This is a genomic window from Lysinibacillus sp. RU7, from assembly GCF_057837305.1.
Genome location: NZ_JBYQFK010000006.1, coordinates 45,620 through 60,086, shown reverse-complemented (window position 1 = coordinate 60,086; position 14,467 = coordinate 45,620). Strand labels below are relative to the sequence as shown.

The following is a 14,467-nucleotide window of genomic DNA, read 5'->3' as shown; positions in this document are numbered from 1 at the left end:
TTCACCAATTTTTACGCGACTTCTCCCATATTTACCGATCTAACAATTCATCGATATCTTTTCCAGCCTTCAGCATGCTTGCATACATCCCATCGCGCGCAATGAGCTCCTCCTGCAAGCCGGCTTCTACAATCTCCCCTTGCTGCAACACAAGGATGACATCTGCATTCCGTACCGTATTTAATCGATGCGCAATGACAAAGCTTGTGCGTCCTTCCATCAGTACTTCCAGCGCTTCTTGAATTTTCATTTCGGTCACCGTATCAATGGAACTCGTTGCCTCATCTAACAGTAAGATGACCGGGTCTGCCACTAACGCACGCGCAATCGATAACAACTGCTTTTGCCCTTGTGAAATCTCACTGCCATCCGCTGATAATACGGTGTTATAGCCTTCTCGTAGTTTCATAATAAAATCATGGGCATTCGCCTTTTTCGCGGCTTCGACAATCTCTTCATCGGTCGCGTCTAATTTTCCGTACCGAATATTATCGTACACTGTTGCTTCAAATAAAAACGGGTCTTGCAGCACAAACGCCATTTGACTACGTAGCGTTTGGCGTGCAATGGAACGAACATCACGACCATCAAATTCAACACGACCACTTGTTGTATCATAAAACCTTGCAATTAGCTGCATAATCGTTGTTTTCCCTGCACCTGTTGGACCGACTAACGCGACCGTTTGTCCCGGCTCAATGGCAAAATTCACATGCCGTAGTGTGTCATTCTCTGCATTTACATCATATTTAAAGGAGACATCTCGAAAGGCGACAGCACCACGAAGCTGCACGTCTTTACTTCCGTTATCTTCCTCAGCCGGCTCATCCATCACAGCAAATACACGCTCCGCACCGGCAATAGCTGATAACACCGTATTAAACTGGTTCGCTAAGTCGTTTAACGGACGCGTAAACTGGCGCGCATATTCGGCGAAAATAACAATCGTTCCAATGGAGACATGGCCGTTTAATGCGAGTAATCCGCCAATCCCCGCGACAATCGCAAAGCTCATATTGTTTAATCCATTCATCACCTTCGGAATATAGCCTGAATACGAAAGCGCCCAAAAGCCAACTGTGCGAAGACGGCTGCTTTTCGCTCTAAACTCCTCAATCACTCGATCTTCCTGTGAAAATGCCTTCACTACACGTTGACCGGAAATCGTTTCTTCAATCATCCCATTTAAAGCCCCTAATGCAGCTTGCTGCTCTTTAAACAGCTTCCCCGTACGGCGTGTAATCCAGCGCATCGCCCAAAACATGAGCGGAATAATAGTCATTGTCAGCACTGTTAAGAGCGGGCTTAAATACAACATAACAAGGACCGTGCCCGTTAATGTCAGCACACTTGAAAATACTTGAATGAAAGAACTGTTTAATGTCGAACTCACCGTTTCAATATCATTTGTCGCCCGGCTCATCAGCTCCCCATGTTGCCGTTGATCAAAGTATGAAACAGGTAGCCTTAGTAACTTCTCAAACACCCCTGTACGCATTCGATAAATCGTTTGCTGTGCGATGCCAATCATCCAGTAGTTTTGCAAAAATAAAGAAATCGACAGCACGACATACACACCGATTAGCGCTAGAATAATCGTACGCATCCCTTCAAATTTACCAGGCACGACATAATGGTCAATAATACGACCGACTAAAAATGGTCCAATCAACGATAAAGCGGAGCTGATGACAACCATGAAAAGCACCATGACTAATAAGGCACGCTGTTCGTCAACAATGCGCCAAATTCGACTGAGCGTGTTTTTCCAGTCACTGGCACGCGCGCCCTTTGGTTTTTTGCCCGATCCTAAATCTTCCTTCTTTAAAATACGCTCATAGCCAAAAGGATTTTGTATGAATTTCACCTACTCCACCTCCTGCTGTGACGCTACAATTTTCTCGTAAAGCGGGCTTGTGCGAAGCAGTTGTTCATGTGTGCCAAAGCCAACCACTTGCCCTTCATCTAATAGTAAAATTTTATCGGCATCGCGAGCCGTTCGGACTTTTTGTGTCACGACGAGCATCGTTGCCTGCTCTTTCGCTAATGCCTCCCATAGCGCTGCCTCTGTTTTCACGTCGAGTGCTGACGTACTATCATCCAAAATTAAAATAGTTGATTTTCGGATTAATGCACGGGCAATGGATAGACGTTGCTTTTGACCACCCGATAAGTTAACCCCTTTTTGACCGACACGTGTGTCATACGCGTCCGGAAAACTTTCCACTGCCCCATGAATTTGCGCTTGTGCGGCCGCTACTTGGACTTCTTCTAGCTCTGCCTCTTGCTTCCCCCAGCGTACATTATTAAAGATAGACCCGGTGAAAAGCATCGATTGCTGTGGCACAAAGCCAATCATCTCACGCAGTACATCTAAATCCCACGCTTGCACGTTCCGACCATTGACATACACTTCTCCCGCAGAGACATCATAAAAACGAGGAATTAAGTTCAGTAACGTCGACTTCCCAGCACCAGTTGCCCCCATAATGGCCAGCTTTTCACCTTGTGAGACCGAAAACGATATATTGGATAACACGTCGACGTTCGTATTAGGATATTGGAACGTGACGTTACGAAATGACACTGTACCTAGTTTTGATGCATCGAACTCTCGAACCCCTACTTTCTCTTCCGTTCCTTCTTCGATCAACAAAATTTCTTCCATCCGTTCAGCAGACGCTTTCGCCCGTGCAAAGGCAATAATAATAAACGCAAACATTGAAAACGCACCTGTTACACGCATTGTATAGTTGACGATCGCGACTAAATCACCGACCTGTGCATCGCCACTGCGCACTTCCACAGAGCCAAACCACAATACCGCAAGTAAGCTAAAGTTCATGACAAGCGTCAACACAGGCATGATTAATTCCATCGTACGTAGCGCCTTCACCGTATCAATTTGCAAGTTAGACGCCACTTTGCTAAAGCGTGTCGCCTCATATTGTCCACGCATATACGCCTTCACTAATCGAATCCCTTGTAAGCTTTCTTGCAACACGCGATTCACACGGTCTAGACGGAATTGCACCACGGAAAAATATGTAACTCCTTTTTTCACCATAACTCCTAAAAAAATAAGTAAAAAAGGTGCCCCTATCAGTAAAAACATCGCCATTTTGGCATTAACGAAAAACGCCATCGTAATACTGCCAATCACAGATAGCGGCGCACGAAGCATAATACGTAAACTCATAAATAGCACACTCTGCACCTGTGTAATATCACTCGTCAAACGCGTAATTAAGCTGGACGTCGGAAACTTCAAATAAGTCGCCATCGTAAACGACTGGATTTTCCGAAATAATGCATTGCGTAAATCATAACTAAAACTTTGCGCAGTATGTGCACTAAAATAAGAATTGGCAATACCTGAAACTAGGGCAACACCTGCTAATCCAAACATGATTACTCCCCATTGTCCAATGACACCTGTATTCCCTTGCAAAATACCATCATTAATAATTTTGGCAATAATAAGCGGCTGTACAAGCTCCACAAATAGCTCAATCAGCATTAACGTTAATGCAATCATCGCTGGCCACTTGTAAGGTTTTATATAAGAAAAAACAGTCTTCACAACAGCATCTCCTCACCAATTAATTCGAGACTCTAATTTCTTTCCAAAATATTATGACATAATCGTCTCTACTTTTAAAAGCAGTTCGATTTCACCACTTTAGCACGTCAATTCCTTCTCACCAACGCTCTCTACTGATTTCTTATTTCTATAATCCCATTACTATTTATCATAAAAAGTAAGAAAAAAGACCTTATATCTACCTTTATTAAATATTAATATTACATTAATAGTGACTATGCGACTGATATTACCTATAATATTGTTATACATTTCTGAAATAGGGAGGCGTAATCTATGAGCCCACTACCGATTGAACAAATGAAGAATGAACTAGTCGACCATACCCCTTTCCCATCTTTTGTCATGAATCTTCAAGGTGATTTGTTAGAATGGAATAATTGGAGCGAGGTTTATTTCGGCTATAAAGCAGATGACTTTGCGCAAAATTCTTTACGAAACAGCTTATTTGCTTCTGTACACGAAGAAGCTTGGAACGTCATTTTAACGAGTGAACAAGCTATCCGTTTTAATAATTTACAGCTCGTAATGAGCAATGGCAACCTCATCGATGTTTCTTTGTTTACAAAACGTTGTTTATTTAATGATGAACAAGCATTATTCGTCATGGGTATACCACTGGATGCTGTGCACACAATAGGTGATAACTATCAAGAACTGGTCGACCTTCGTAACGGTATTCAATCTTCCTTTATGACGGTCACGCTGGATCACGAAGGCTTCATTGTAAATGGTAATCAGCACTTTTTAAAAACAAGTAATTGGACACCTAAGCGCGTAGTAGGTAAAACGTTCTGGCGGTTGTTCCCTGAAACACCAGATAGTGAAAAAATAGCCCAAACGATTTGGAAAACATTAAACAACGGACAGATTTGGCAAGGTGAAGTTGAAAAAGTAACGAAAAACGGAGAATCGTACTGGGTGTATTTAACCGCTATCCCGACAATCGGAACGAAATCAGAGGATACACGCTTTATCCTGATTGAAAAGGACATTACAAAAGAAAAAACGATTCAGCTACAACTCGAAAAAATTGCTTTCATTGATGCACAAACAGGATTGATGAATGTACACCGCTTAGAAAGCGTCATTACAGAAATGATTGCAGAAGGTCGCCACTTCTCCTTCGTGTATTTAAGCATTGATAAATTTTATACAATTAAAGACTTACATGATCAGGAAATCGAAAATGGGTTAATCGTAGAATTTACGAAGCGTATGAAAATGTACTTTCAGGATAGCACAATGGCACGTATCAATGAACATGAATTCGTTGTCATTACCCCACTACCGGAATGGTTTATACAAGGCTTCTTAAACTACTTGCAGCAACACCCAATTTACAATGATAACATCGCGATTCCACTTGCCATTAGCGGCGGTATTTCGCGTTACCCTGAAGATCAATCGACTTTTTTACAATTAATGAAAGCATCGCTTGCGACAATTGCTACTGTACGTGAAGCAGGTGGCAACAATATCGCTTCGCTATCAAGAGCAACACATAAAACATTAAATCGCCAAGCTGTGATTGAAAAACGTTTACTGCTTGCGCTGAATCAGCAAAATTTACAAGTTTTATACCAACCGCAAATGGATTTACAAACAGGGAAAATTACAACAGTTGAAGCGCTTGTACGTTGGACAGATGAGGAAATTGGCGTCGTGTCACCAGATGAGCTTATTCCAGTCGCCGAGGAAACAGGCTTGATCAATCGTATCGGTGCCTTTATGTTAGAAAAAGCATGTGAACAAGCGGTCGCATGGCATCATGCAGGGATACATGTGAAAGTGAGCATCAACTCCTCTGTACGTGAGTTCCGCGATAAAAACATGGCAAAGTCCATTTTAGAAACATTAGAGAAAACAAATTGTCCTGCTCAGCTCATTCAAATTGAAATTACGGAAAAGTTCGCATTAGAAGCAGAAGGCGAAACATCCATTATTAATCAAATGCGTCAACTTGAAGAAAAAGGAATTGTCTTTGTCCTGGATGACTTTGGGACTGGCTATGCATCATTCCGCTATATGCAACTATTACCAATTGAAATTTTAAAAATTGATCAGACATTTATTAGTTCTTTAACAAAATCTGAAAAAACACAGCGCCTCATTGATGGCATGATCCAACTCGGCAAATCCATGAACTTAACTGTACTAGCAGAAGGTGTGGAAACAGAAGAACAAAAGAGCTTACTTGAAAGCTATGGTTGCGACAGCATACAAGGTTACTACATTAGCAAACCTGTGGAGTGGGAAGATATCGAACGTTTATATAAAGCACACTAATAAAAAGGACTGCTCGAATCCGAGTAGTCCTTTTGTGTTCCATGCATAGTGGATGATTTACCTCGTCACTTTAGGTGGCATTTTTGTCGCTTTCTTTTCTTTTACAAAGGATTGAATCGATGTGCGACCTTTGCGCATAAAGCGGAACATTAATTGCATGATCACCTCTGCGAAAACAAGCCCCATCGCAATGGCGCCTGAGATTAAAAAGGCACGCATCCCGTACTCCATCCCCGTTAAATAATCGACTTCTACCACGCTGCGCATCGCATTATAAGCAATGCCACCTGGGACAAGCGGAATAATGCCCGATACACTAAACACAATCATCGGCATCCGGAGGCGACGCGCATAAATGTAGGCAACAATGGCGACGACAAACGCCCCAACAAACGAGGCATGCACCTCATATACACCCGCCTGCGATAATACATGGAAAATCGTCCAACCAAGTGTCCCGACGATACCACACCACGGAATCGCTTTGATCGGCACATTAAAAATGACACCGAAGCAAGCGGTTCCTAAAAAACTAAGTCCAATTTGTATCACAATGTCCATTGATGCGCCTCCTTAAAACGACAGCACAAGTGCGATGCCTGAACCGATCGCAAAGGCTGTTAAAAAGGCTTCTGCCCCTTTTGCCATTCCTGCTGTAAAATGCCCTGCCATCATATCCCGTACTGCATTTGTGATAAGTAACCCTGGCACGAGTGGCATGACACCACCAAGTAGAATTTTATCTAAATGTGTCCCTAAACCGTATTTCACGGCTAAAAAGCCAATGACCCCAACGACAAGTGCAGCAAAAAATTCAGAGAAAAATTTCACTCTTGTCATATCATGGACAACCGTCACAGCATATAATCCAATACCCCCTGCTACAAAAGCAGCTGGGACATCTGACCAGTGTCCATTAAACAAAATTAAGAAACAACTACTAGCGACAGAAGCTGCCAACATTTGTATAATAATTGGTAAGAAATAATTCGTTTTCTGTATCTTATTTAACTCGTCATACGCCTGTTCTAGTGTTATGATGTGAGATGTAAGTTTACGAGATACATTATTTACAAGTGTGATTTTATGCAAATCCGTAATTCTTGTCGAAATAGATGTAATTCTAGTAGGCTGTGTTCGGCCAAGCGAAAAAATAATCCCTGTCGGCGTCACATAACTTTGTGCACCTTCTAAATTTTGCGACCGCGCCATTCGAAGCATCGTATCTTCTACACGATAAGTTTCGGCCCCGCTTTCCATCATAATACGACCTGCTAGTAAAATGCAGTCAATGGCCATTTCATTGTTTTTTTCATGCATGCTCATATGGAACGGAACCTCCTTTTAAACTAGACACATCTTAACGAATAAATAGCGAAAGCTCAACTTCTTTTTTCAAAAAACTGATACATATGTTACATCATAGAGAGGAGCACAAACATCATGAGAATTACACGGAAGAAAAAACGCGGACCTTGGATTGATCTGGCGTTGATTACTTCCATCTTATTATTAGTTAGTATTATTATTTTCTTTACCATTATGGACGATACATTAACTGGTCATGACAATGAAGTGATTGCAACAGATTCGATTGTTGATTCAAGTATAACCGAAGCAGAATCTGCATTCCCAGGCATTCGCATCATTTCTGATATGTCAAATGACCCGGACTTGCCGTTTGCGATCCAATACCCACAAACAAACGATGAGAATTTTAATGTGCTAATTGAAGATTATATTAACTCTTCTAAAAAAGCCTACATAAATGCGATGCGACCAAAGAAAGATGCCCGCAAAGTAGAAAAACTTTCTGGTGAACTGAATATTCACTTTGATACATATCAATATAACGAACATTATTATTCTTTTGTTTTTACGGAACGTATGTCGACAAATGAGAAATCGACAAAGACAACATTAAAAACGGTTTTCTATCATATTGAAACAGCACAAGTGTTAGATATTCGTACACTCCTTGGAGAAGATACTAAAAACCTAGAAACGTTTGCAAGCCATGTCCGTGAATTACTAAAAGCCAACACAGATTTACAAGACGTATTAATCGCTAAAGAAGTGGACTTAGCAACGGAACCGCGATGGGTATTATTTGATAAATTCGCCATTCATCAAGATGAGCTATACATTTATTTTGATGAAGGAACGATTGCACCAGCTGAACAAGGTCCGATTTCCGTGCAAGTATCGATGTCATTTTTAAATCCACTGCTTGCCTCAGCATTCCAAATGCAAATGGTGGAAGTCGATGCACCTGCAGATGGTGTAGTCGATGACAACAAAAAACAGGTCGCCCTCACTTTTGATGATGGACCACATCCAGAAGTAACAACTCAAATTCTTGATAGCTTAGATCGCCACAACGCAAAAGCGACATTCTTTATGCTCGGTAATCGTGTACAATACTATCCTGAGATTGCACGTGAGGTACTAAAACGCGGTCACGAGGTTGGCAACCACACATGGAGTCACCCCGTATTACCAAAACTACCACAATCACAAATTATGAATGAATTTACACTAACAGAACAAGCACTTGTGCAAGCGATTGGGCAAGAATCGACTGTATTCCGTCCACCATACGGGGCAACAAACGAAGCGATTAATGAGATGATTCCGCATGATGTCGTGCTTTGGTCAATCGATACACTCGACTGGCAACACCGCGATGCTCAACAACTCGTACAAATCGTTAAACAACAGATGCATAACAACGCCATTATTTTAATGCACGATATTCATCAGTCAACAGCAGATGGCTTAAATGGCATCCTAGACTACTTAGCAAGTGAAGGCTATGAGTTTGTCACAGTCAGCGAAATTCTACCTTATCGGTAATACACAAAAGGCATCTAGAGATCCCCTAGATGCCTTTTGTTTTATTTAAGCGGTATACTTTTTAGCTTTTTAAATGTGTGTTTGTTATAAGCCGTAATTTCATTGTTCGCAACCGTATATAATGTATCCTCAATATACAGCAATCGTCGTACCATTTTACTCCAATCTTCATATTGCTCATTTTTTGCTTTTGTCACCAAATCCCCTGCTAACTCAATGTCCTCCGGTGTAATATGATAAACAAGTGCGCCCGAGCCGATATAGCCATCTTGATCGTAAATGGCAATCGGGAAACCGTAATGTCCGTTCGCTGCATCACGGTACAATGCTTTATGGTCATGCTGTACATCTGAATACGTGCCACGTCCACCGATAATCTCGTTGTCTACTTCGATCGGATGTGCGACATCTGTCACATCAAAGAGCGACACCTTCATGCCCATTGTATACACCATTGATTGTTTAGAATACGGGTCCACTTCTACCTTTGTATCATAGCCAATACCGATTAAATGATTCTCGTCGAGTGGATGCAAGTAATTACTAAAGCCAGGAATTTTCAGCTCCCCGAGTACATTGGGGTTCGTAGGGTCTGCTACATCAATGACAAAGAGCGGGTCTGTTTCTTTAAACGTCACAATATACGCTTTCTCTCCCATAAAGCGCACAGAGTAAATACGCTCACCACGTGCTAAATCCGTTAATTTACCTACCTCATTTAAACGCTCATCATAAATGATTAAGTGATTATTCGAGTTAGCCTCTCTCCCAGATGCACTGCCTGTCGTTGTCGCAACGCGGAAGTATCCGTTATGCTCATCCATCGAAAACTGATTTAAAATCGTCCCTTCCAGTGTTGTACGTGCTGTCAGTTCAATTTTCGTCCCATCAATCGCAAATTTATATAATTCTGTATTGCTTCGCATCGGGAAAGCAATCTCCGTTGTAGCACGAATCGTTGGAGCGAATGTCATATAGTTTGGCGCCGTCATGTAAATGGCTTTTGTTGACATATACATGCCTGACCCGGCACCTAAGAACGTCTGTGCTTTAAATTCAGCTGTTTCATAATGATTTAAGTCCATTGCAGAAACGATTGTATAGTTCGCTTCCTTACTGCCAGGGAACAGACGAATACTGTCTAGTGCTGCATGCGTAATAGACGAATCATTTGAGTCGTATAATTGCGGACGCAACTCCACCTCTTCTTCCTCTCGGAGCAACCAATAATTTGGTGCCGTATTCGTCACGATATATAACACATCCTTATATTCGCGCACCCCCACTGCATGGCCTTCTTGCCCCACTTCCCGAACTAATTTTGGCTTTTGATGATTCGTTACATCATAAATCGCCATTTTGGTCATCATTATCCCTGCATAATATCCCTCTTTTGTCCGGGACTCGATATATTGGTCGTATAATACAATCAGTTTGTTATCGTGTAACAATAGCTTTGATGGATACACGTCTTTTAATTCGATTTTACCCACTACTTTTAGCCGCTTCGCATCAGTAATAAACACTGTATGGTCTGTCATCGTGTACATATACTTGCCATCTGTAACTGCGATATCCCCTTCTTCAATCCCGTCCACTTGGTTGTTCGTTTCAGAGTGCGATACGGCTTTATCTGAGCTCGAATTGGCCATTTCCGTTGATTCCTCTTCTACATCCACTAGAGCATCTCCGTCTCGCATCGTTACTTGCTGTTCATTTAAAATCGACTGGAAATATGTTTTTAAGTCCTCTAGTGATGCAATCGTTTGCAGCTCATCTACGACCGAAAATGTCACCGTTGCCCCGGCACTTACCCTTTTTTTGAAAGCCTGTTCTGCGACATGAATCGTATAATCCCCTTTCGGTAAATCATGAATAATAAGCACCTTTTCCTCAATGGACATTTTCGGTTTTACTACATTTCCTTTTGCATCTGTAATCGAAATCGTCCCGTTTGTAAGGCTTTCCTCTTTTAATGCTTCATTAAAGCTTGCATAAAATTGCTGATTTTCAAAAATAGCGGACGTTGCATACACTTGCACTTGTTGACTAAAGAAAGACACCGCTACAATTGTTAAAGCCGCGATAAATGTCACAACGCCGCCCACATACCACTTGCCTTTATACTTCATTTTTCTTCACACCCCTTCTTTTCAGATTAGACTGACACACGCAGAAAAAGTTACAGTTTATTCATAATTTTTTGTTAATTTTTCAATTATAAAATGCCTCGAACCTCTATCATGATAATGAGTCTGTATCTTATTATCATTTTGGCTATTCATCATAAATGATGAAATGAAATTATATTCCCCAAATAATAGAAACATATTTTGCAGTAAAAAATAACAGTATTGAACTTACTGCACAAAAAGTTTTAATACATAGCGGATGGGTTTATAAGGTGCTGGTGGATATGTTCATTTACTTGAGTTGGATTATCTAAATTAGTTGCGTGATGGGCATTGTCTATAATTTTCAATTGTGATTGCTTAATATTGTTATGTAGATACTCCTGCTGTCTTTTGATCAGAGTATCGTGGTCACCGTATAATATTAATGTAGAACAATTCACTTTATCTAATTCATTTCCACTTTCCATTTTGGAGACGGCATCCCATATACGGACCCAATTCTTATAAGACATCGATGCAACTGTGGAATTAATATAGTGTTTATTTTCCTTTTTAAACTTAGATAATGTATACGCCTGCATTTTTGCAGAAAGTGACATCGGAATAAACAAGTTGGAAAAACGATTAATAGGAACTAGTAACTTTTCGTACCAATTGAATTGGTTTGTGAAGGGTGTACCTATTAATACAAGAGATTTTACGTATTCTGGATGATGAATAGCTGTTTGTAAAGAAATGTGCCCCCCCATTGATAAACCACATAAATGAGCATTTTTAATTTGTAGATGATGCATCAAGCCAATTAAATCTTTTCTGAAATCTTCTGCATACACCTTCCCTTTTGGAAGAGAGGATGCTCCATGACCACGAACATCCCAGGTGATGGTTTGATAATATTGAGAAAAATAATCTATCTGTTTATCCCATTGTTTATGATCCCATGATGCACCGTGGGTAAAAATTATTGGTTCACCCGTACCTTTAGTTTCATAGTATAAATCTACATTATTAATTGTACATTTTGGAATGACGAATCCCCCCTAACGATTTAAATAAAATCACTGTTAGTTATTATTTTAACATTTAAAAATAAAATTGGTAATTTTACCCTATACTTTTCGTTATGAAAACAAATTATTGAGCAACGGAAAAGGTTTAAATGCTAATCTTTAAAAAGCGTAACGATAAAGGTATTTTAATTAATTGAACGCGGGGTGAGAAACCGCCGACTTAAAAGTAATGTAGTAGAAGATAGTGACTGGATTGGTTTATGATTGGACAAGTTATTTACATTGGTAGCGTAGATTAGACTGTTTAAAATACTATGAAGCTACTAATTTAGGAAATGCACTTAACGTATTAAATAGTATTAGGTAGCTTATTGATAACCTTTTGCATGCAATGTTTTAATCAACATTATGTAAATAATTGCAAGAAATATATTGTTCAGCAAGAAAAGCAGAAAATATTCCTCCCTTTTATTCAATATGTAAGAATATTTGCGCCTTACACTCATAAAAGGGAGGAATTGAATAAAAACCTAGTTATTAATTATTTTATTTGTATAATTTATCTATTAATTCAGAAAATATTTTATTATTTTCAAAAGAATCATCGGAGAAGCATTCTTCTTTATCGTTAAAATGGATTTCAGTGAAATCATGTTCTATACCGGCAACTGTAGTAGTACCTGTGATGCTTTTAGAAGCCTCTTCATCTGCTATTTTTGAACCGTGGCTATTGTAATAATTATAAGTTTTAACTCCAGGTTTGTCCTTCGACTTCCAGCCAAATTCTAATGGAGAACTTGTTGTAATGATGTTTTGTTCGTCGAAATTGAAATTAATATTTTGGTCTTTAAGTTCTAATGCTGGCGCTCCTTTTACATCATAAAAAACGTATGCACAAGCTTTAGGTTCTTCCGAAAAATAGTAGTTGACCTGTTTTGCAACTTCATCAGAACTCTTGTCGCTGCAACCAAACAAACAAAGTGCTGAAAATAAAATAAGTGATTTTTTCATATGTATTTTCCCCATTCTTAGATGTACTAATAATTTACCACGTTTTACTTGCTACTAATTAATATATTTGGAAACAAAGTAAATTTCCTCTTAATTTAAACTTAAGATGTCGGGTGTTCTATTTACTTAACAATATGTAAATTATTTAGTAATCCATAACAATGAAAGAGGGGGATTCCACCACTTGTTACGAATACCTCTATTTTTATCCTCGTCATAAAAGCCTACGATTGTGATTTTAGCTTGTCCACGCATCCAATAAGGGGGACCAGTTGATTTTTGCGGAGAGCGAGTACGTTTAATAACAAAAACTAATGCCTCGAAACAAATTCGAGGCATTACTCCGTACATATAAAATTGTCAGCTTACCATTTCACAATCATGGATGAGCGATGGGATGTTTCTTTAATAACAATGCCGCGTTTTGTCATCTCTTGAATAAACTCGCTGCCTGGTACGACGGTCTCTGGCGGAAATACACCGCGTTGTGCAATCACCCCATTGCCAATCATTTGTGCCACAACCGATACAGTGCAGGCCGTTGCACGGGCCATCGCCGTAATATTCGCTGCTACATCTTTACGCACGACCATCTCATATTCACACGTATATTGCTCTTCATCTTTCTGGCCCGCAATAATCGCACGAAGCAGCACGGCATCTATCTTTTTCCCAAGATCCAGCTTTTTCTTTAATGCTTCACGTACAACCGTGCGTACAGAGATGTCTTGGTCCTCGACTTGTACTGTATTGTCTTTACTTAAAAAGCCCAAATCGGCAAGCAGTTTAAACTTTTCTGCATGCCCCTTATAGCGAATCGTTTTATACTCAAGTGTTTTGACATGCGGGAACGTTTTGTACAACGTTGAAATCCCACCTGATGTATAGAACGCTTCTAATACACCAAACTCCTCAAAATAAATCGGTTCAATGCCTGTCAGCGACTCCACTTCTGTCAATTTCCCTTTTTGAATCGCTTTACTTGGTTCTGTATAATGATCAAATACACCTTCCAGTGAGAATACACGTGTATAATGCAGTGGCGGTTTTGGTTCAGTCGGAATGCCACCTACGTATAATTTAATCGATTCCACTTTATCTAATTTTGTGGCACCGTATCCTGTTAAAATATTAATCATACCCGGTGCTACCCCTAAATCCGGTATAATTGTCACATTATTTCTCTTTGCTTCCTCTGTGCGTTGTAAAATCTTCTCTGTGACACCCCCAATATGCCCGCCTAAATCGACTGCATGTACCCCTGTTTCAATGGCCGCTTGTGCGACACGTTCATTAAATGTATAAAATAATGCATTGACTACAACATTCCCGCGTATGATCACATCTCGTAGTGCTTGATCGCATTCTGCATTTAATGCGACAACCTCAATTTTATTTGTATCAAGTGTTGCAGCAAATGCTTTCGCTGCCTCTGTATCGATATCTGCTAACAATACTTTTTCTACATGATCACTTGCAACTAAATCACGCGCAACCTCTTTCCCCATCAAGCCCGCCCCTAAAACGACTACTTTCATACAAAACATCCCCCTTTGCTTGTA

At 40.2% G+C, this 14,467-nt stretch carries 10 protein-coding genes; 2 read left to right on the top strand and 8 right to left on the bottom strand.

Going from position 1 to position 14,467, the window contains the following annotated elements; all coding sequences use genetic code 11:
• Positions 1-31: 31 nt before the first annotated feature.
• Positions 32-1,867 carry an ABC transporter ATP-binding protein gene (locus tag AC3II9_RS06125; RefSeq protein WP_489154041.1) on the bottom strand — a complete coding sequence of 612 codons (1,836 nt, stop codon included), beginning with the start codon at positions 1,865-1,867 and terminating at the stop codon, positions 32-34.
• Entirely contained in the window at positions 1,868-3,583 is a 1,716-nt protein-coding gene (locus AC3II9_RS06120; RefSeq protein ID WP_489154039.1) for an ABC transporter ATP-binding protein, read from the bottom strand.
• 297 nt (positions 3,584-3,880) lie between these two features.
• On the opposite strand from AC3II9_RS06120, the gene AC3II9_RS06115 reads away from it, so the two are divergent.
• On the top strand, positions 3,881-5,893 hold the full coding sequence (locus AC3II9_RS06115; protein ID WP_489154037.1) for an EAL domain-containing protein: 2,013 nt from the start codon (positions 3,881-3,883) through the stop codon (positions 5,891-5,893).
• A 57-nt stretch (positions 5,894-5,950) separates the two neighbouring features.
• On the opposite strand, the gene AC3II9_RS06110 is transcribed toward AC3II9_RS06115, so the two are convergent.
• Positions 5,951-6,454 (bottom strand): threonine/serine exporter family protein, encoded by a 504-nt coding sequence (locus tag AC3II9_RS06110; protein ID WP_489154035.1) that lies wholly within the window; start codon positions 6,452-6,454, stop codon positions 5,951-5,953.
• Positions 6,455-6,466: 12 nt separating this feature from the next.
• Positions 6,467-7,213 (bottom strand): threonine/serine exporter family protein, encoded by a 747-nt coding sequence (locus AC3II9_RS06105; protein WP_489154241.1) that lies wholly within the window; start codon positions 7,211-7,213, stop codon positions 6,467-6,469.
• Positions 7,214-7,336: 123 nt separating this feature from the next.
• Between AC3II9_RS06105 and AC3II9_RS06100 the strand changes: the two genes are divergently transcribed.
• Positions 7,337-8,749 carry a polysaccharide deacetylase family protein gene (locus tag AC3II9_RS06100; RefSeq protein ID WP_489154033.1) on the top strand — a complete coding sequence of 471 codons (1,413 nt, stop codon included), beginning with the start codon at positions 7,337-7,339 and terminating at the stop codon, positions 8,747-8,749.
• Between the two features lie 41 nt (positions 8,750-8,790).
• On the opposite strand, the gene AC3II9_RS06095 is transcribed toward AC3II9_RS06100, so the two are convergent.
• From AC3II9_RS06095 to AC3II9_RS06080, 4 genes are all read right to left on the bottom strand, one after another.
• Positions 8,791-10,881, bottom strand: a complete 2,091-nt coding sequence (locus tag AC3II9_RS06095) for a beta-propeller domain-containing protein (protein WP_489154031.1) — start codon at positions 10,879-10,881, stop codon at positions 8,791-8,793.
• A gap of 245 nt (positions 10,882-11,126) precedes the next feature.
• Positions 11,127-11,798, bottom strand: coding sequence for an alpha/beta fold hydrolase (locus AC3II9_RS06090; RefSeq protein ID WP_489154239.1), 672 nt, complete (start codon positions 11,796-11,798; stop codon positions 11,127-11,129).
• Between the two features lie 642 nt (positions 11,799-12,440).
• Complete coding sequence (locus AC3II9_RS06085) at positions 12,441-12,905, bottom strand: hypothetical protein (RefSeq protein ID WP_489154029.1); 465 nt, start codon at positions 12,903-12,905, stop codon at positions 12,441-12,443.
• A 365-nt stretch (positions 12,906-13,270) separates the two neighbouring features.
• Positions 13,271-14,443 carry a saccharopine dehydrogenase family protein gene (locus AC3II9_RS06080; protein WP_489154028.1) on the bottom strand — a complete coding sequence of 391 codons (1,173 nt, stop codon included), beginning with the start codon at positions 14,441-14,443 and terminating at the stop codon, positions 13,271-13,273.
• Between the last annotated feature and the right edge of the window lie 24 nt (positions 14,444-14,467).

Bases quoted from the DNA above. Each gene is read 5' to 3' on its own strand.
- AC3II9_RS06115 (WP_489154037.1), top strand. From the start codon at position 3,881: ATGAGCCCACTACCGATTGAACAAATGAAGAATGAACTAGTCGACCAT.
- AC3II9_RS06110 (WP_489154035.1), bottom strand. From the start codon at position 6,454: ATGGACATTGTGATACAAATTGGACTTAGTTTTTTAGGAACCGCTTGC.
- AC3II9_RS06105 (WP_489154241.1), bottom strand. From the start codon at position 7,213: ATGCATGAAAAAAACAATGAAATGGCCATTGACTGCATTTTACTAGCA.
- AC3II9_RS06100 (WP_489154033.1), top strand. From the start codon at position 7,337: ATGAGAATTACACGGAAGAAAAAACGCGGACCTTGGATTGATCTGGCG.
- AC3II9_RS06095 (WP_489154031.1), bottom strand. From the start codon at position 10,881: ATGAAGTATAAAGGCAAGTGGTATGTGGGCGGCGTTGTGACATTTATC.
- AC3II9_RS06085 (WP_489154029.1), bottom strand. From the start codon at position 12,905: ATGAAAAAATCACTTATTTTATTTTCAGCACTTTGTTTGTTTGGTTGC.
- AC3II9_RS06080 (WP_489154028.1), bottom strand. From the start codon at position 14,443: ATGAAAGTAGTCGTTTTAGGGGCGGGCTTGATGGGGAAAGAGGTTGCG.